This is a genomic window from Actinobacillus genomosp. 2, from assembly GCF_029773605.1.
GTDB lineage: Bacteria > Pseudomonadota > Gammaproteobacteria > Enterobacterales > Pasteurellaceae > Actinobacillus.
In genome coordinates, this window is record NZ_CP103807.1 from 451,814 (window position 1) to 470,645 (window position 18,832).

General features: G+C 38.8%; 18 protein-coding genes. 11 read left to right on the forward strand and 7 right to left on the reverse strand.

Annotated elements, in window-relative coordinates:
• The first annotated feature begins 159 nt into the window (after positions 1-159).
• The 4 genes from metN (at position 160) to NYR60_RS02145 (ending at position 3,639) form a co-directional block, all read left to right on the forward strand.
• Positions 160-1,194 carry a methionine ABC transporter ATP-binding protein MetN gene (metN, locus tag NYR60_RS02130; RefSeq protein ID WP_279467523.1) on the forward strand — a complete coding sequence of 345 codons (1,035 nt, stop codon included), beginning with the start codon at positions 160-162 and terminating at the stop codon, positions 1,192-1,194.
• Positions 1,184-1,861 (forward strand): methionine ABC transporter permease, encoded by a 678-nt coding sequence (locus tag NYR60_RS02135; protein ID WP_279467524.1) that lies wholly within the window; start codon positions 1,184-1,186, stop codon positions 1,859-1,861. The genes metN and NYR60_RS02135 overlap by 11 nt, the downstream gene beginning before the upstream one ends.
• Before the next feature lie 25 nt (positions 1,862-1,886).
• Positions 1,887-2,708, forward strand: coding sequence for a MetQ/NlpA family lipoprotein (locus tag NYR60_RS02140; RefSeq protein WP_279467525.1), 822 nt, complete (start codon positions 1,887-1,889; stop codon positions 2,706-2,708).
• A gap of 112 nt (positions 2,709-2,820) precedes the next feature.
• Entirely contained in the window at positions 2,821-3,639 is an 819-nt protein-coding gene (locus NYR60_RS02145) for a MetQ/NlpA family ABC transporter substrate-binding protein (protein ID WP_279467526.1), read from the forward strand.
• A gap of 54 nt (positions 3,640-3,693) precedes the next feature.
• On the opposite strand, the gene NYR60_RS02150 is transcribed toward NYR60_RS02145, so the two are convergent.
• Positions 3,694-4,578 (reverse strand): LysR family transcriptional regulator, encoded by an 885-nt coding sequence (locus NYR60_RS02150; protein WP_279467527.1) that lies wholly within the window; start codon positions 4,576-4,578, stop codon positions 3,694-3,696.
• A gap of 157 nt (positions 4,579-4,735) precedes the next feature.
• On the opposite strand from NYR60_RS02150, the gene NYR60_RS02155 reads away from it, so the two are divergent.
• From NYR60_RS02155 to NYR60_RS02165, 3 genes are all read left to right on the forward strand, one after another.
• Positions 4,736-5,881 (forward strand): alpha/beta hydrolase, encoded by a 1,146-nt coding sequence (locus NYR60_RS02155; protein WP_279467528.1) that lies wholly within the window; start codon positions 4,736-4,738, stop codon positions 5,879-5,881.
• Positions 5,882-5,964: 83 nt separating this feature from the next.
• Complete coding sequence (locus NYR60_RS02160) at positions 5,965-6,540, forward strand: sugar O-acetyltransferase (RefSeq protein WP_279467529.1); 576 nt, start codon at positions 5,965-5,967, stop codon at positions 6,538-6,540.
• 58 nt (positions 6,541-6,598) lie between these two features.
• Entirely contained in the window at positions 6,599-6,937 is a 339-nt protein-coding gene (locus NYR60_RS02165; protein WP_347710221.1) for a cyclophilin-like fold protein, read from the forward strand.
• Between the two features lie 78 nt (positions 6,938-7,015).
• Here NYR60_RS02165 and NYR60_RS02170 read toward each other — a convergent pair whose 3' ends face one another.
• Positions 7,016-7,720: a 3-deoxy-D-manno-octulosonic acid kinase gene (locus NYR60_RS02170; RefSeq protein ID WP_279467531.1), complete on the reverse strand. Its 705-nt coding sequence runs from the start codon at positions 7,718-7,720 to the stop codon at positions 7,016-7,018.
• 100 nt (positions 7,721-7,820) lie between these two features.
• On the opposite strand from NYR60_RS02170, the gene folE reads away from it, so the two are divergent.
• Positions 7,821-8,477: a GTP cyclohydrolase I FolE gene (gene folE / locus NYR60_RS02175; RefSeq protein ID WP_279467532.1), complete on the forward strand. Its 657-nt coding sequence runs from the start codon at positions 7,821-7,823 to the stop codon at positions 8,475-8,477.
• Positions 8,478-8,558: 81 nt separating this feature from the next.
• Positions 8,559-9,344: a tRNA pseudouridine(38-40) synthase TruA gene (truA, locus tag NYR60_RS02180; RefSeq protein WP_279467533.1), complete on the forward strand. Its 786-nt coding sequence runs from the start codon at positions 8,559-8,561 to the stop codon at positions 9,342-9,344.
• 91 nt (positions 9,345-9,435) lie between these two features.
• Here truA and fdhE read toward each other — a convergent pair whose 3' ends face one another.
• The 4 genes from fdhE to fdnG all read right to left on the reverse strand — a co-directional run bounded on the left by fdhE (position 9,436) and on the right by fdnG (position 15,093).
• Positions 9,436-10,353, reverse strand: a complete 918-nt coding sequence (fdhE, locus tag NYR60_RS02185; protein ID WP_279467534.1) for a formate dehydrogenase accessory protein FdhE — start codon at positions 10,351-10,353, stop codon at positions 9,436-9,438.
• A gap of 114 nt (positions 10,354-10,467) precedes the next feature.
• Positions 10,468-11,133: a formate dehydrogenase subunit gamma gene (locus tag NYR60_RS02190; RefSeq protein WP_279467535.1), complete on the reverse strand. Its 666-nt coding sequence runs from the start codon at positions 11,131-11,133 to the stop codon at positions 10,468-10,470.
• Positions 11,126-12,028 carry a formate dehydrogenase subunit beta gene (fdxH, locus tag NYR60_RS02195; protein ID WP_279467536.1) on the reverse strand — a complete coding sequence of 301 codons (903 nt, stop codon included), beginning with the start codon at positions 12,026-12,028 and terminating at the stop codon, positions 11,126-11,128. Before fdxH ends, NYR60_RS02190 begins: the two co-directional genes overlap by 8 nt.
• Positions 12,028-15,093, reverse strand: coding sequence for a formate dehydrogenase-N subunit alpha (gene fdnG / locus NYR60_RS02200; protein WP_279467537.1), 3,066 nt, complete (start codon positions 15,091-15,093; stop codon positions 12,028-12,030). Before fdnG ends, fdxH begins: the two co-directional genes overlap by 1 nt.
• A gap of 435 nt (positions 15,094-15,528) precedes the next feature.
• Here fdnG and fdhD point away from each other — a divergent pair, with 435 nt between their 5' ends.
• Complete coding sequence (gene fdhD / locus NYR60_RS02205; protein ID WP_279467538.1) at positions 15,529-16,347, forward strand: formate dehydrogenase accessory sulfurtransferase FdhD; 819 nt, start codon at positions 15,529-15,531, stop codon at positions 16,345-16,347.
• A gap of 1 nt (position 16,348) precedes the next feature.
• A complete protein-coding gene (locus NYR60_RS02210) occupies positions 16,349-17,281 on the forward strand; it encodes an AEC family transporter (protein ID WP_279467539.1) in 933 nt (310 codons plus the stop codon).
• Between the two features lie 82 nt (positions 17,282-17,363).
• On the opposite strand, the gene NYR60_RS02215 is transcribed toward NYR60_RS02210, so the two are convergent.
• Positions 17,364-18,794: a YdgA family protein gene (locus tag NYR60_RS02215; RefSeq protein ID WP_279467540.1), complete on the reverse strand. Its 1,431-nt coding sequence runs from the start codon at positions 18,792-18,794 to the stop codon at positions 17,364-17,366.
• Between the last annotated feature and the right edge of the window lie 38 nt (positions 18,795-18,832).

The window sequence follows — 18,832 nt, forward strand, 5'->3', positions numbered from 1 at the left end:
AAAATTTTGCAAATTCAACCGTTTTTTCTTTCTTAGTATGATTAGTTGGTTTTTTATTCTTTTTTGATATAAAAAAACTAGTTTAGTGAATTGACATAGCAATCTAGACGTCTAAAATAATAAACTAGTTTTTTAATTTATAGTGTGGAATATATTGGTATGATTCAGCTGAAAAATATCAGCAAGCAGTTTGAGGTAAAGGGTAAAAAAATTACCGCCTTAGACAATGTAAACCTTGAGGTGCCGAAGGGGACAATTTACGGCGTAATCGGGGCGAGTGGTGCGGGCAAAAGCACGCTTATTCGCTGTGTGAATTTACTTGAACGTCCGACAATCGGTAGTGTGATTGTGGACGGGCAGGATTTAACCGCAATGTCGGAAAAAGAGCTGATTTTAGCTCGCCGTAATATTGCGATGATTTTCCAACATTTTAATTTGTTGGCATCACATACGGTATATGAAAATATTGCATTACCATTAACCTTAAGTAATACACCGAAAGATCAGATCGAGAAGAAAGTAAATGAATTAATTGAATTGGTCGGCTTAACCGAACGTAAAGACGTTTATCCAAGCAATTTATCCGGCGGTCAGAAACAGCGAGTGGCGATTGCTCGTGCGTTGGCAAGTGATCCGCACGTTTTATTATGTGATGAAGCGACAAGTGCGTTAGATCCGGCGACAACCCAATCGATTTTACAGCTATTAAAAGACATTAATAAGCGGTTAGGTTTAACCATTTTATTGATTACTCATGAAATGGAAGTAGTAAAACGTATTTGTGATCGCGTAGCGGTGATTGATAAAGGTCAGCTAATTGAAAGCGGTTCGGTGAGTGAAATTTTCTCTAATCCAAAAACGGAATTGGCACAGAAATTTATTCAATCGACATTCCATTACGAATTACCGGCGGAATATACCGAACAGCTTTCTGAGCATCCAACGCCCAACGGGAAACCGATTATTAAATTTGAATTTACCGGTCGTTCGGTGGATGCACCGTTACTTTCTACCGCATCGAAAAAATTCGGCATTGATTTCAGTATTTTAATGTCGCAAATTGATTATGCTGGTGGGGTCAAATTCGGCTTTGTGATTGCGGAAGTTACTGGTAATAACGATTCGATTGCGGAAGCAAAATTCTATTTAATGGATAATAATGTAAAAGTGGAGGTGTTAGGTTATGTGGGATAATTTTATGCAAGAACTCACACCTCAAATGTGGGGCTTAGTCGGCACTTCAACGCTTGAAACGCTCTATATGGGGTTTGCCTCAACTTTATTAGCAGTAGTAGTCGGTTTACCAATTGGCTTTTTGGCTTTTTTGACCGGTAAAGGTGAGATTTTAGAGAATCCTCGTTTACATCAAATCTTAGATATTATTATTAATATCGGCCGTTCTGTTCCGTTTATTATTTTGTTAGTCGTGTTGTTACCTTTTACCCGTTTATTAGTTGGGACAACGCTCGGTACAACGGCAGCTATTGTGCCGTTAAGCGTTTCGGCAATTCCGTTTTTTGCGCGTTTAACTTCAAATGCGTTATTAGAAATCCCAGCAGGTTTAACCGAAGCGGCTAAATCAATGGGAGCAACTAATTGGCAAGTGGTCAGTAAATTCTATTTACCGGAATCATTGCCGATTTTAATTAACGGTATCACATTAACTTTAGTTGCCTTAATCGGTTATTCTGCCATGGCAGGTGCGGTTGGTGGCGGTGGTTTGGGTAATCTTGCCATCAGTTATGGTGAACACCGTAATATGGTCTATGTAAAATGGATCTCAACAATTATTATTGTAGCGATTGTAATGATCAGCCAAAAAATCGGTGATGACCTTGCAAAACGTTATGATCATCGTTAAACACAACATTAAAAGGAGTTTTCCTATGAATTTTAAAAAAGTATTAGGTATCGCGTTAGTGTCTGCATTGGCATTAACAGGTTGTAAAGAAGAGAAGAAAGCGGATGTTCCAGCAGCACAAACCACTTCAAAAATTAAAGTAGGCGTAATGTCTGGTCCGGAACATACTGTGGCGGAAAAAGCGGCACAAGTAGCGAAACAAAAATACGGTTTAGAGGTTGAATTTGTATTATTTAATGATTATGCGTTACCAAATACGGCGGTAAGCAAAGGCGATTTAGACGCAAACGCTTTTCAACACAAACCGTATTTAGATAAAGACAGCCAATCAAAAGGCTTAACTAACCTTGAAATTGTTGGTAATACTTTCGTATTCCCACTTGCAGGCTATTCTAAAAAAATTAAAAACGTATCAGAGTTAGCAGAAGGTGCTGTGGTTGCTGTTCCTAACGACCCTTCAAACCTTGCGCGTGCCTTAATTCTTTTAGAGAAACAAGGTTTAATCAAATTAAAAGACAATACCAACTTATTCTCAACTACATTAGATATTGTTGAAAATCCGAAAAAATTAAATATCAAAGAAGTGGATACTTCGGTGGCAGCAAAAGCATTAGATGATGTGGATTTAGCGGTAGTAAACAATACTTACGCGGGGCAAGTCGGTTTAAGTGCGAATGACGGTATTTTTGTAGAAGATAAAGATTCTCCATATGTAAATATCATTGTAGCACGTAAAGACAACAAAGACAGCGAAGCGGTGAAAAACTTTGTGAAATCGTTCCAAACTGAAGAAGTGTTCGGCGAAGCACAAAAACACTTTAAAGACGGTGTCGTGAAAGGTTGGTAATCATTAACTGATTCCGAAAATTGTTAAACAAGCGGTAAAATTTATCTAAAATTTTGCAAAAGTAGCAGAGAATTTTACCGCTTCTTTTTATCTAAATTGAGAGGTTTATCCTATGAATATTAAGAAATTATTTGGTTTAGCCGTTGTTTCAGCTTTGGCATTAACCGGTTGTAAAGAAGAGAAAGCAGTAGATACTACAAAAGTAGAAGCAAGAACATTAACTGTCGGTGTGATGCAAGGGCCTGAAGCACAAGTAAACGAAGTAGCGGCTCGTATCGCAAAAGAAAAATATAACTTAGATGTGAAGTTGGTTGAATTTAGTGAATATACTCAACCGAATTACGCATTAAGCCACGGTGATTTAGATGTAAATGCCTTCCAGTCAGTACCGTTCTTTGAGCGTGAAATGAAAGAGAAAGGCTATAAATTTGTTGCACAAGCGAATACGTTTGTGTTCCCTATTGCAGGTTATTCAAAAACGTTAAAAGCCATCGGTGACTTAAAAGAAGGTGCAAAAATTGCGATCTCAAATGAACTAAGTACAGTAGGTCGTTCATTACTGTTATTACAAGCCAACGGCGTGATTAAATTAAAAGATCCGACAAATCTTTATGCAACCGAAATCGACATTGTTGAAAATCCGAAAAAAGTGAAAATCACGCAAGTGGATACAGCATTATTAACACGTGCATTAGATGATGTAGATCTTGCCATCATTAATAATAACTATGCAGGTCAAGCAGGTTTAACACCGGAAAAAGACGGTGTGATTGTGGAAGCGAAAGATTCTCCGTATGTGAATTTGATTGTTTCTCGTGAAGACAACAAAGACAATCCAGCAATTAAAGACTTTGTTAAAGCCTTCCAAACCGAAGAAGTGTATCAAGAAGCACTTAAACACTTCCCGGGCGGTATTGTAAAAGGTTGGTAATAAACGATAAGCGGTAAGATTTTGTGAATTTTTTGCAAAAAATTATCGCTTTTTTTATTCCCTTAACTCATCAATCACGCACTTCAGCGCTGGCGAAGTATTCCGATGAGGGTAATAAAGATGAAAGCCCGTAAAGGTATAACTAAATTCGCTTAGCACTTGAATCAATTCGCCTTTTTCCAACTCTTTCTGAACCAAATCTTTACAGATATAGCCTAGTCCTAATCCTAATTTCGCAGCATCTCTAATCGAATAATCATTAGAAAATGTCCATTGTCCTTGTGTTTTGACCTGAATATGCTCGTGATTGACGATGAAGTCCCAATGGTACATCGCTCCGCTGGCGTAGCGATAATTTAAGCATTGATGATGAGCTAAATCAGAAGGTGTTTTTGGAAATCCGTAAGTATGAAAATAATCAGGTGCTCCAATAACCGCCATTTCTTCATCATTACTAATTCTGACAGCAATCATTCCTTCAGCAACTGAATCGCCAAAACGAACACCAGCATCAAACTGCTCGGAAATAATATCGGAAAATGCAGTATCGCTGATTAACTCAAGTTGAATATCAGGATATCGTGTTTGAAATTGAGCGAGTTTAGGCAATAACACTTTATCAAGAGCATATTGTGAGGCTGTGATCCGTACCAAACCAGATGGTGTTTCACGGTAATGACTTAACATTGTTAGTTCTTGATCGAGTTTAGAAAATGTTTGTTCAGCAGTTTGAAAAAGCTGGTTACCGGCGTGAGTTAGTGATAATCGGCGGGTGGTTCGAGCAAAGAGTTGTACGCCTAAACGAGATTCCAACTGTTTAATCGTACGACTTAACGCAGATTGTGAAATATCCAATTTAGTGGCAGCTTTAGTGAAATTTTGTTCCCGTGCGACACATAAAAAAGCATACAGATCATTATAATTTTCTCGTTGAAACATAATACAAATCTTGTGGTAAAAATAGGAGAAATTTAACCGCTATTTTACCTGATTTAGAACTTGAATGAATAAATGTTATTGAATTTTTGGTCATTATCATTTGAATGGAAATTTTTATAATGCACACATCTTTTGAAATGATTAATGAGGAAAGCAAATGAAAATTCGTACTAAGTTAACCGCACTTTCGAGTGTACTTTTATTTAGTTCTACGCTTATCGGAGGCAATGCTATGGCAAATTTACCGCAATCGGCAACGGTGGTTGAAGTTCCTGCTCAAACTATCCAACTTACTCAAGAATGGGATAAAACATTCCCAAAATCAGACAAAGTAGAACACCGCAAAGTAACCTTTAAAAATCGTTATGGTATTACTTTAGTGGGCGATTTATATGTGCCTAAAGGGGCGAAGGGCAAATTACCAGCGATTGCAGTAAGTGGCCCATTCGGTGCAGTAAAAGAACAGTCTTCAGGTCTGTATGCTCAAACGTTGGCGGAACGTAGTTTTGTAACCATCGCATTTGATGGTTCATATACAGGAGAAAGCTCAGGATTACCTCGTAATACTGCTTCACCAGAAATCAATACTGATGATTTTGTATCAGCTGTAGATTTTTTAGGTTCGCTTGATAACGTTGATCGTGAAAAAATTGGGGTGTTAGGTATTTGCGGTTGGGGCGGTTTTGCACTGAACTCAGCAGTTTCAGACCCTCGTATTAAAGCGGTAGCTGTTAGCACGATGTATGATATGACTCGAGTTATGGCTGATGGTTATGAGATTAAAATGGATCCATCTCCGCAAGGGCAATATGAACGAGTGCCAGCAATGACGACAGAAGCTCGTTATAAAATGAAACAAGATTTAGCTAATGCACGTTGGGAAGCTGCTGCAAATGATTATGCATTAAATGGCAACGCGGAAGATCATTTAACACCGCAAGATAAAATTACAGCAGAAACACCAAGATTTGTGCGTGAATATTCAAACTATTATAAAACACCACGAGGCTTCCATTCTCGCAGTGTCAATTCAACCATAGGTTGGAACACTGTGATGGCATCATCATTTATCAATATGCCTTTGTTACAACGTGCAAGCGAATTAAAAGCGCCGGCACTTGTGGTTCATGGTGAAATTGCTCATTCACGTTATTTTGGTGAAGATGCATTCAAATCTTTAGGTAGTAAAAATAAAGAATTATATATCGTACCAAATGCCACTCACACCGATTTATATGACAATGTTGCAGGCAAAATTCCATACGATAAATTTGAACAGTTCTTTAAAGCTAACTTGAAATAATAACAAGCGGTCAAATTTCGCTAAATTTTGCAAAAAATGAGAGGAGTTTGACCGCTTATCTTTTTGAAAACCGGAGAACAAAAATGCAATATGCTGTTGATTTACCTATCGATAAGTTGATTCCTCAAGGAAGCCAAGTTTTTGAGGATATTCATCGAATTGTAGCAGAAAATGCCCCTAGAATTGCTGAATTATCAGGAAAGTTTCAAACACAATCTGAAATCCAACATCTATTAAGCGAGATTACCCAATCGCATATTGATGAAACTTTACACGTTAATTTGCCGTTATATAGTGATTTCGGTCGTCATCTTCGCATTGGTAAAAATGTATTTATTAATACCGCTTGTGTGTTTACCGATTTGGGTGGGATTACACTCGAAGATAATGTTTTGCTTGCCCCGAGAGTAAATATTATTACGGTTAACCACCCAACGGATCCGAAAACTCGTCGTGGTGTAATCGTTAAACCTGTGGTGATTAAGCAAAATGCTTGGATTGGTGCAGGCGCAACGGTTTTAGCAGGAGTTACGATCGGTGAGAATGCGATTATTGCAGCAGGTAGTGTGGTTACTAAAGATGTGCCGGCAAATACGCTTGTTGCGGGAGTACCAGCTAAAATCATCAAAATGATTGATGAGGTTAGCGATGAAAATTAAGGCTTTACTTGGGCTGATTTTTAGTCTGCTTTTTAGCCCATTTTTACAAGGAAAAACGATGCAAATTACGATAGGACAACAAACTTTCGAAGCAAAATTAGCCGATACCAAGGCTGCACAGCAACTTACAGAATTGTTACCTTTAACATTGGAAATGCAAGACCACCTACGCAATGAAAAATTTGCAGAATTACCTAAAAATTTGACTGCTTATGATCACGCAGTTGGCTTAATTCAAACCGGTGATATTTTGCTTTGGCAAGGGAAGACATTGGTGATTTTTTATGAGAGTTTTGATACCCCTTATCATTATACTAACATTGGTAAAATTCATAATGTGAAGGGATTAAAAGAAGCGTTAGGGAAGGGGAGTATAAAGGTCTCTTTTGAGCATTAACCATAATACGTGAACTTTGTATATTTCAAATAGCTAAAGAAGAAAGCCTTTCAAACTTTCTTCTTTTTATTAATAACGTTATTTATGATAACCAGCGAGCAAGGCTTGCCAATTTTGCTCGTTAAATTGAATATTTAAACGTGTTTGTTCTTTTTTAAACGAACGTAGCAAACGGGCTAAATTTTCCGATTTCCAATCATTAGTTTGTGAAATGCCACATTTATCGAAATCAATTAAGAAAAATTGATCGCTGGTTGGCTCAAGCAAAATATTATGGATATTCAAATCCGAATGGTGTACTTGATGATCGTGTAATCGGCGAATTAATTTACCGATTTGTTGATATTGCATGTCAGAAAGTGCGTGAGTTTGGAGATATTTACTCAAATCTTGCGTTCCTTCAATTTTTTCCAGCATAATATCCGCTCTATACCAACAGCCGGTTTTTTCTACTTTTAATGCAATCGGTCGAGGGACGGGTAAATGCCATTCGTGCAATTTTTCCAATAAAGAAAACTCTTGAAAAGCTCGAGTATTTTCTAGCCCGTTAAATAGATACTGATCTTTGACGATTTTACCGAACAGCCCACCTCGATAGTAATGACGAAGCACCACATTTACACCCAGTTCGGCTTGAGTGTTTAGAAACCAAGTAATGCCTCTGCCTTTGGATGAACCTAACAAGCGGTCTGAATCGGCAAAATATTTGCAATTAAGTAGCGTTTTTAAAGTGTCTATTTGTGAATGTGGCACAAGATGAGTATTAAAATGGTAAAAAGTCATATGATTTATTGGAATGAGTTATTATTGAGATAAATTTTAGTGCTATTTTTTTTGATGTCAATTTGTTAAAATTTCAGCCTTAATTTTTAGAGGATCCCCAATGAGTATTATCTCCGCAGAAGCCCAAAAAGTGCGTGAAGCCTTAATTGCGAAAGGCATCGAAACCCCAACGATTCAATTAACTAAAGATAAAGATTCCCGTCGTGCAGAAATTCAGCAGCATATGCGTTCGGTGATGGAATTACTTGGTTTGGATTTACAAGACGATAGTTTGGAAGAAACCCCGCACCGTTTGGCGAAGATGTATGTGGATGAAATTTTTAGTGGTTTAGATTATGCGACTTTCCCGAAAATTACCAATATTGAAAATCGTATGAAAGTCAGCGAAATGGTGTTAGTGGACGATATTACCCTAACTTCTACTTGTGAACATCATTTTGTTACGATTGACGGTAAAGTAGCGGTAGCGTATTACCCGAAAAAATGGGTGATCGGTTTATCTAAAATTAACCGTGTTGTACAATTTTTTGCACAACGTCCTCAAGTGCAAGAGCGTTTTACCGAACAAATTTTGACTGCGTTCCAAACCATTTTAGAAACCGAAGATGTGGCGGTTTTTGTTAAAGCAACGCATTTCTGTGTGAAATGCCGTGGCGTGAAGGATACCAATAGTTATACGGTGACTTCCGCATTCGGAGGTGCTTTCTTGGAAGATCGAGAAACGCGTAAAGAATTTTTAAATTTAATCAATAAATAATTAGGTGGGCGAAAGCCCACTTTTGCTATATAAAGCAATAAAGAGCGTAACAAGCGGTCAGAAATAAGAGAAATTTTACAAATGAAAATAGCGTTAGGCATTGAATATGATGGTAGCAGTTATTTCGGTTGGCAGCGTCAAGACGAAGTGGAAAGCGTGCAACAAAAGCTGGAAGAGGCATTATCGGTTGTTGCTAATGAATCCATAGAGGTTTTTTGTGCTGGTCGAACTGATTCCGGCGTACATGGTACGGGGCAAGTGGTACATTTTGAAACGGAGGCAATGCGTCCGTTGCAAAGTTGGTGTTTCGGTACTAATGCGAATTTACCGGACGATATTGCGGTGAAATGGGCAGTAGAAGTCAGCGAAGATTTCCACGCTCGTTTTAGTGCGACAGCAAGACGTTATCGTTACATCATTTTTAATAATAAACTGCGTTCAGCAATTTTGCCGAAAGGTGTGTCACATTATCATCATGAATTAGATCATCAAAAAATGTACGAGGCAGGTCAGTTCTTATTGGGCGAGAATGATTTTAGTTCATTCCGCGCCGCAAAATGTCAGTCGCATACGCCTTGGCGTAATATTCATCACCTGAATGTGAGCCGATTAGGTAATTATATTGTGGTGGATATTCAAGCCAATGCTTTTGTGCATCATATGGTTCGGAATATTGTTGGAAGTTTGATTGAAGTCGGGCAGGGCAGACAGCCGGTAGAATGGATTAAATGGCTATTGGAACAACGAGATCGGACTTTGGCTGCGCCAACCGCAAAAGCGGAAGGTTTATATTTAGTCGATGTACATTACCCAGAGCGTTTTGGGATTCCTAAAACGGCATTAGGTCCACTTTTCTTAGAAGCATAGCAAACAGTCCATAACAAATAAGCGGTTATTTTTAATCAGGATTTTGCAAGATCTTGAGGAAAAACAACCGCTTTTTTATGCTTTGTGAGCGTTATTCTACTTGGAATAGGAACGGATTTAAGCCGCTACGAGCTAACCCTTTTTGTTCCATTTCAGCGTCTAACACTAAGGTTGCTAAATCATCGGCAACGGGTTCTACATGCGGATCTTTTTCTTGATAAAGCACTTTTAGATAGCTCTCACAATCGCCACAACTTTCTGCTTTGACTGCCGCTTCTACGCTATCAATACTCCAATAATCCAATTTACCGCTTTGATCACACACTGAACATTGTGAGCGAGTCATATTCCATTCACTTTCACATAATGCACAATGCAAATAACGAAGTCCTTGTGTATCACCAAAATGTACTACACTTGCAACCGGTGCAGAATCACATACCGGGCAGGTATGGCGTTCGCCGACTTCGGTTTGCGTGTTACGTGGTAATTGTTGTGCAAGTTGTGTCCAGTAAAGAGAGAGTGCTGCCCATAAGAAAACCGCTTTATCTGCTCCTACGGTTTCAAAACGTTCATTAAGTAAATCATCAGCAAAGGCTTCTAATTCAGAACTTGACGATTTTTCTAGCAGTTCGATTGTGGCTAGCATTGTATCGTTTGCATAAGGCTTAAATTTATCGATTAATGCAAGTAAGATTTCTCGCCATTCTTCCGTTCTTTGGAAAGTCTTAGCGTTTAAAGGTTTTTGACCATTTGTTGTTTGAACACAAGCGGTAAGTTTTTCTGCATAATTGGCGATAGGGCGATTTTCTAATAAGTCTAACTGAACTTCAGAAAGGTTTGCAGCAAATTCTAAATAATCGCCGAAAGAGTTATTTTCTGCTAAATCTCTTAATCGTTTTGCTCGGCGAAAATAGAGATTCTTTGGGTTGGCAAAGAGCAGAGGGGGATTTTGAAATGAACTTGCAGCTTGTTTAATTTCATTTTCAGGTAAAATTCTAATACTCATATTATTTTCTCTCGTTAAATCTTGCTAAATTCCCTTAAAAAAGAAATTTAGCAAGCATTTAAAAATAAAGTGCGGTAACTTACCGCACTTTAGATGACTTAGGGATAGAATCAGTTATTTTTTGACCTGATTTTCAATTTCAGGAAGAACTTCTTCTTTAAACCATTTCGGGTGATGTTTTTTCGCCCAGCGAACTGTTACCCAACCTTCAACCATACCGGTAATTGAACCTTTCACCCAGAATGCCATATACATATGTACAAGAATACCGGTAAATAATGCAAAGGCACTTGCTGAGTGCAACAAGATTGCAATACGTAAGGTAGTAATTGAGAAGTTAGCAGAGAAGTATTTTCTCCACATAATAATACCCGTAATTAATAAGGTAAACATTGCTAAAATCAAGGTCCAGAATAACATTTTCTGACCGAGATTATATTTGCCATTATAAGCAACAGCATGTTCGTTACCTTTTAATACTTCAACAATCCCTTTTGCCCAACGAATATCGTTTTTCTCCGGAATATTATGATGCCAATAGATAAATGCCATAATAATAAACGCAGTAAACATCACGATACCGGTAAACGGATGGATTGCTCGTGCAAGTTGCGGTGTACCTAAGATCTCGGTTAGCCATGCAAAATCCGGGAAGAAAAATGCTACACCGGTAAACATAGTTAAGAAGAATGAGATAACTAAGAACCAGTGGCTTACACGGGCAAGCGGTTTATGACGAACGATTTTCGTATCATTCGTAATCTCTAATTTCTTACTCATGTTTATCTCCTTCCTCATGATGATCTTCGACATCTTCTTCAACGTTTGGACCAATCGTTACATAGTGAGCAACTTCAGCGAGGGCTAGACCACCCATTGCGATCGCCGCAACCGGTTTTAATACGTCTTTCCAAAGCGTAACTGTCGGATCAATGCTTGGGTCTTTCGGTAAGCCCGAATATAACTCCGGTTTATCGGCATGATGTAATACGTACATTACGTGCGTACCGCCCACACCTTCAGGGTTATAAACACCGGCATTTTCATAGCCACGACTTTTGAGTTCCGCTACACGTTGTTCGCCATAATGAAGCATTTCTTCTTTAGAACCGAAACGAATCGCACCAGTCGGGCAGGTTTTTACACAAGCCGGCTCTTGGCCTACGTTTACACGGTCAACGCAAAGGGTACATTTATATACACGGTTATCTTTATCGTTCATACGTGGAATATTAAACGGACAACCAGCAATACAGTAACCGCAACCGATACATTTATCGGATTGGAAATCAACAATACCATTTGCATATTGAATGATTGCGCCCGGTGCCGGACAGGCTTTCAAACAACCCGGTTCTGCACAGTGCATACAACCGTCTTTACGAATTAACCATTCTAAGCGATCATTTTCTTCCACTTCATTGAACTTCATTACCGTCCATTGTTCGGCATTTAGATCAATCGGGTTATCGTAAACACCCACACATTCTTGCGGAGCAGTACGGAGGTCATTCCATTCGGAACAACCTACTTGACACGCTTTACAACCGATACAAGTTGATACATCGATAAGTTTAGCGACTTCTACTACACCACCGGTACGAGCTTGAGGTGGCGGAGTAACAAATGAAGTGGCTGAGATTTTAATAATGTTTTGGTCTTGAACTGCTGACATTATGCCACCTCCGACACTTTCTCAATGTTCACAAGGAACGTTTTGTATTCTGGGGTTTGCGTATTCGCATCACCGACACGACCGGTTAAACTATTTGCTAAGTAACCTTTTTTACCCACAGTTGCAAAGCCACCGTGAATTGGAATACCTACAGTATGGATAGTTTTTCCGTCTGCTTCGACAGAACGTACACGTTTAGTTACCACAACTTTAGCTTTAATAAAACCACGTTTAGAACTTACTTTAACGGTATCACCGTTTGCAATACCTTTTTCTTTTGCCAATGCTTCACCGATTTCCACAAATGGTTCAGGTTGTGCAATAACATTTAACATCGCTTGTTTGGTCCAGAAGTGGAAATGTTCCGTTAGACGGTAAGTTGTACCAACATAAGGGAATTCGTCTGCTGTACCGAAACTTGATTTATCACTTTCCAAAATACGAGCCACCGGATTTTGTACCACATTCGGATGAAGTGGGTTCGTACCGATTGGGCTTTCGATTGGTTCATAATGCTCAGGGAACGGACCATCGACTAATTTATCAATGGCAAATAAACGACTTACCCCTTCCGGCTGCATAATGAATGGACTTACATTACTATTTGGCGGTGCAGTTCCGAAGTCTGCCACATCAATATAGTTCCAGTTTTTACCATTCCATTTCACAAGCTGGCGTTTCGGGTTCCACGGTTTACCAGATGGATCTGCACTCGCACGGTTATAAACGATACGACGGTTTGCCGGCCATGCAAATGCCCAACCTAACGTATTACCTAAACCTGACGGGTCAGAGTTATCACGGTTTGCCATTTGGTTACCTTTTGGTGTCCATTGACCGGTATAGATCCAGTTACCTGAAGAGGTTGTACCGTCATTGCGAAGTTGTGCGAATGAAGAAAGTAATTCGCCTTTTTTCACTAAAACTTGACCGCTTGTCGGATCAATGATGTCTTCTAATGCATAACCATTAATTTCTTTAGCTAACTCGTCTGCTTTCGGTTCTGCCGGATTTGCATAGTTCCAAGCCATTGCCTCAATCGTATCAATCGATTTACCACCTTCATGGTGATACATTTCTAACATCACTTCACGGATTTCTGAAAGAATATCAACATCCGGTTTTGCTTCTTTTGGTGGCTCAGCTGCTTTCCAGTGCCATTGTAGCCAACGTCCGGAGTTTGCAATCGAACCGTCTTCTTCCGCAAAACATACGGTTGGCAAACGGAATACTTCCGTTTGAATATCTGCCGGATTGACATCATTCATTTCACCATGGTTCTGCCAGAAGTTAGAGGTATCTGTTTCTAACGGATCTAAAATGACTAAGAATTTTAGCTTGCTTAAGCCTTTACGAACTTTGTTAGAATCCGGATAAGATGCAATCGGGTTATAACCTTGGCAAATATAACCGTTAACTTTTCCCTCTACCATCATATTGATGTATTGCATTGGGTCGAGTTTTTTCGGTAACTGTTTTGGTAAATTATGGAAACCGTATTCATTTTCAGCAGTTGCTTTGTCACCATAGAATGATTTAAGCAAACTGACTAAGAATTTCGGTGTATTTTGCCAATAGTTTACCTGACCTTCAGCCGTTGTTTTTGGTGTAATACGTTTTAAAAACGCATCTAATGACGCATCATTTTCTGTCGGAAGCGGCATATACCCGGTTAACATTGATGGGAATAACCCCATATCTGTAGAACCTTGCACGTTTGAGTGTCCGCGTAATGCATTTACACCGCCGCCAGCCATACCGATATTACCGAGTAGCAACTGAATCATCGCCATTGAACGGATATTTTGTGTACCGACAGAGTGTTGTGTCCAACCTAACGCATATAAGAAAGTGGTTGTACGTTCAGGTGTTGAGGTTGATGCAATGGTTTCCGCAAATTCTAAGAAGGCTTTTTGCTTCGTACCGCAGATACGTTCTACCATTTCCGGCGTGTAACGTTCAACGTGTGCTTTTAATAAGTTAATGACACAACGAGGATCTTGGAATGTTAAATCACGTTTCGGCTGACCGTTTTCATCAAGTTGATAAGACCAAGTTGATTTATCGTATTGACGGGTTTCTGCATCGTAGCCGGAGAATAAACCGTCTTCAAATTTGAAGCCTTCGTTTACTAAGAAACTTGCGTTGGTATAGTGTTTAACGTATTCGTGTTGAATTTTATCGTTCGCTAACAAGTAACGGATCACACCTAATAACATTGCGATATCGGTACCCGAACGAATCGGTGTATAGAAATCTGCAACAGATGCCGTACGGTTAAAGCGTGGATCAACCACCATTAACTTCGCACCGTTTTGTTTTTTCGCTTCGATTGCCCAGCGGAAACCGACAGGGTGTGCTTCAGCGGCATTACCGCCCATTACGACCACAACGTCCGCATTTTTGATATCAACCCAGTGATTTGTCATGGCACCGCGACCAAATGTTGGAGCAAGACTTGCTACCGTTGGTCCGTGTCAGGTACTCGCTTGGTTGTCTAAGTAGAGCATACCGAGAGAACGCCCCCACTTATGCGTGAGGTAACAGGTTTCATTACTTGCGGCAGAGGCACATAACATACCTGTGGTGAGCCAACGATTTACCGGTGTACCGGCTTCGTTGGTTGCTTGGAAGTTCGCATCACGGTCTTCTTTCAACAGTTTTGCAATTTTATGAATAGCATCATGCCATGAAATGCGTTCCCATTTATCAGAACCCGGAGCGCGATATTCTGGATATTGTAAACGGTTTGGACTGTTCACAAAATCTAAAACACCTGCACCTTTAGGGCATAACGCACCACGACTTACCGGATGATCCGGATCACCTTCAACGTGGAATAATTTACCACGTGAATTCATTGCACCGTCACCCATGCTGTACATCAGCATACCGCAGCCTACGGCGCAATATGTGCAAGATTGGCGAGTTTCTTTTGCACGCAAAAGTTTATACTCACGAGGGGCTGCTAATGCGGTTGCCGGTGCAAAACCTAACATTGCCGCAGAAGTACCTGCCATACCACTTGCACAGATCTTAAAGAACTTACGTCTAGAGACCTGCATAATCACTCCTAATTAAACATTAATAAGATAATTAATGTGAATGTAAATAACTCAGAATCTTTAACTGTAACATACACCTAAAGAGACGGTTATTATTGACCTTTATAGATAATAAGCTATACCCAATCGTAAGTAAAAACAGCTTTATTTGCACTTAATTTGATATAGCTTAAATATTCGGTATAACACACTTGGATTGAAAAATTCTAGTGTATATTTTGCAAGAATTTAACAACTTTTACGCTGGAATTGCAAGCAAAACAATCTTTTTTGTTAAAAAAATGTTAATCAAGTTGAGAGTGATTCTTATTAGATGCGTTTTAGCCAGTATATAAAGTAGAATCTAACTTTTGAGGTTTAAATCCCCTTAAAAAATTGTAGAATAGCTGTACCTAATTTTAGGATCAATAGACCCGAGTACGAATGAGAATATAAATGTTTAGTACTATAAAAAAAGAAGCAATAAAATACCAAACTAATATCACGTCATCTAGTTTATCTACAATTCAAGACGATTTAATCAATGAAGTGCCGGTTGCACTTGTCTATAACGGCATTTCTCACGCAGTAATGATGACAACCCCACAAGATTTGGAAGATTTTGCGTTAGGTTTTTCGTTAGCAGAAGGTATTTTAACCGATAAAAAAGAATTGTACGGATTGGATGTGATTGAACAATGTAATGGTATTGAAGTACAAATGGAAATTGCCACCCGCCAATTTGTTGCACTAAAAGAAAAACGTCGTTCAATGACTGGTAGAACTGGTTGCGGTATTTGTGGAGTAGAGCAGTTAGAGCAAGTCAGTCAAAGTTGTCAAATTTTACAAAAAAATGACCGCTTACAAGCCGTTAATCCACAGATATTTGATGATTGTTTAAAACAACTTGAGCAGGCACAACAACTTGCACAGCTGACAGGTGCAAGCCATGCGGCAGCATTTTTTTCTCCACAAGGCGAATTACTCGCCATTCGAGAAGATGTCGGCAGACACGTTGCACTAGATAAACTGATCGGTTGGTATGCAAAAGCAGGAGAACCGCTTGGTTTTGTATTTGTGACTAGCCGTGCCAGTTTTGAAATGGTACAGAAATGTTTGGCGGTCGGTATTGAAATGTTATGTGCAATTTCAGCAACAACAGCTTTAGCGGTTCAAATTGCTCAAGAAAATGATTTTACGTTGAGTGCATTTACTCGCAAAGGTAAAGCGACAATTTATTCCGGTAAAAAACGATTGTTGTTGGAGAATGAATAGTATGGAGATTGCTCTATTATTAGCCGAGAAAATTACCCAGTTAACTATTATTGTATTACTCGGTTATTTATTGGTGAAGCTGAAATTGCTGACTTCGGAACAAAGCTACCCAATTTCGGTTATCGGGCTTTATATTATTAGTCCATCGGTGTTGATCTCCGCTTTTCAAATTGAATATTCGGATGCGATTCTGCATGGTTTATATCTTTCCTTTGGTTTAGCAATTCTGTTAAGTGGGTTACTCATTTTAATTAGTAAAATTTTAAAACCGATTTTTAAATTAGATAACCTAGAATATGCTACTGCGATCTATTCTAATTCAGGGAATTTGATTATTCCATTAGTTGCTTCGTTATTTGGCAATGAATGGGTCATTTATACGACCGGTTTTATGGTGGTGCAGAATTTCTTGTTTTGGTCGCATTTGCGAATGTTATTGTGCGGTAGAGGCAATGTGTCCTTGAAAAAGATATTTACCAATATCAATATTATTGCCATTTTTATCGGTATGTTATTGTTCCTATTGCAAATTAAGTTACCGAGTGTGATTGCGGGTACATTGGCATGGTTGGGTGATATGATTGGACCGATGGCGATGTTAGTCGCAGGAATGTTAATTGCGTCGATTCCGCTAAAAGAAATTATGATGGATAAACGCATTTATTTGGTCGCTTTTTTACGTTTGATTTTTATTCCGCTAATTATATTAGTGATGATCAAAACAGTCGATTTTGGTAGCCTCGTAGCAGAACATGGAACAACCATTGTGATGATTAGTTTTTTAGCAACTATCAGTCCTTCGGCAGCAACCGTAACGCAAATGGCGGTAGTGTATAAACAAGATGCAAGAAAGGCGAGTGCGATTTATGGTGTGACAACTTTACTTTGTGTCTTCACTATGCCATTGATTATCGCACTATATCAGTGGCTTTAAAGCTAAACAAGCGGCCTGTTTTGTGAAAGATTTTGCAAAAAATTTCCTAAAACAGACCGCTTGTTTTATTGTTTCTGGAGAGTTAGTGACCTAAACCGCTGGCTCCAAGCATAATAGCAAAGAGTGCCATTTGTAATTCAGATTCTGAAACCTCTCTCCCATTGAGCATCACTTTGCCGTTTTCAATTGCTAATGCCATTTTAATCTTTTCAGCATCTACGCTAGCTAATCCTGAGCTTTGAGCATAATGAGCCAATTCTTGTACAAGTGCTTTCGCATTTTCTTCCGCTGTTCCGGCTTGATGCTCCGGATAAATTGTTAACCACTGTTTAGCCGCTTCCTCACTTGCAGCTAAGTTTAGATTAACGTTTAGATTTGACGGTTTAAAGATTTTAAGCGTATCTTGGATAGATTTCGCTTGCGACATCTGTAACATATCAAATTTATCTAAATCCAGATTGAGTGAAAGCGTATTTTTCCCTTTCGCATTTTCAAGCGAAAATTCGTTGATTTTTAATTTTGGCGATTGAGTCACTAATGCCATAACAATCGCTTGAATCTGTTGCTGAACTTCAGGTGATTCACTTTCTAATTTATCTGAAAGTGCCGTTAAATCGTTAAATGCTTTTGCATCAACATCCATTGAAATATCGGTTTGAATCTTGCCTAAATCGGCAGTTTTATTATTCCCAGTAAGATCGGATTTTACTGAAAAATTGCCGGAACTTAGAAGACGTCCGTTCTCAATTTTGCTATTGCCTTTAGAGGTAAACTCATTGAGACTGACCGTTTGATTATTCTCGGCAAAGAGAGCCAGCTTTTTAAATGAAACGTGGTAGTCGCCAATACCTTGTAAAGTTGGAAATTGCTTATCTTTGACATAATTCGCATCGTAATTTAAGTCAGTAATTTCAATTTTTTCGTGGTTTTGTTCGGGGCTAGCATCGGCATTTTTAAATCTAATTAAATCTGCAGTAAATTTCTGTTTGCCGAAACCGGTATAATCACCTTCAAAATGAATTTTTGAGGTCTCGATAGTATCTGATTTTAATGGATTAAGCGTAGCATTACCGGCAACTTCTCCGTTGTAGTTCACATCAGTAATAGCAGTAAGTACATCGTTATTAGCAAAATAGGTCTGAATACTTTTATCAACCGCAGAAATATGCGTTTCTCCACTTAATAACATTGGCATAAAGTTACCTTTCATTAGGCGATTAAGCGGAATTGGACCGTGATAAACTTTATCATTACCTTTAAAGCTAAAGGTTTGAGTATCGAGTTTTATATTGACGTTATATTGAACATCTGAACTAAAAATACCTTTGGTGAGTTTTACATCACTAATATTGGCATCAATCCCGTAAGAATTAAGTGATTTTAGACTATTGTTAGCTTGTTCAAATAGTGTTGGATAACGCTGTTCAATTTGGTTGCCCGTATACCACGCACCGCCGGTTGTCATTGCGGCCAAAGCAACAATAATAGAAGCTGCAACGGTTGATTTTTTCATTAGTTAATCCTTAAGTAGCGAAAGAAATAATATATAGA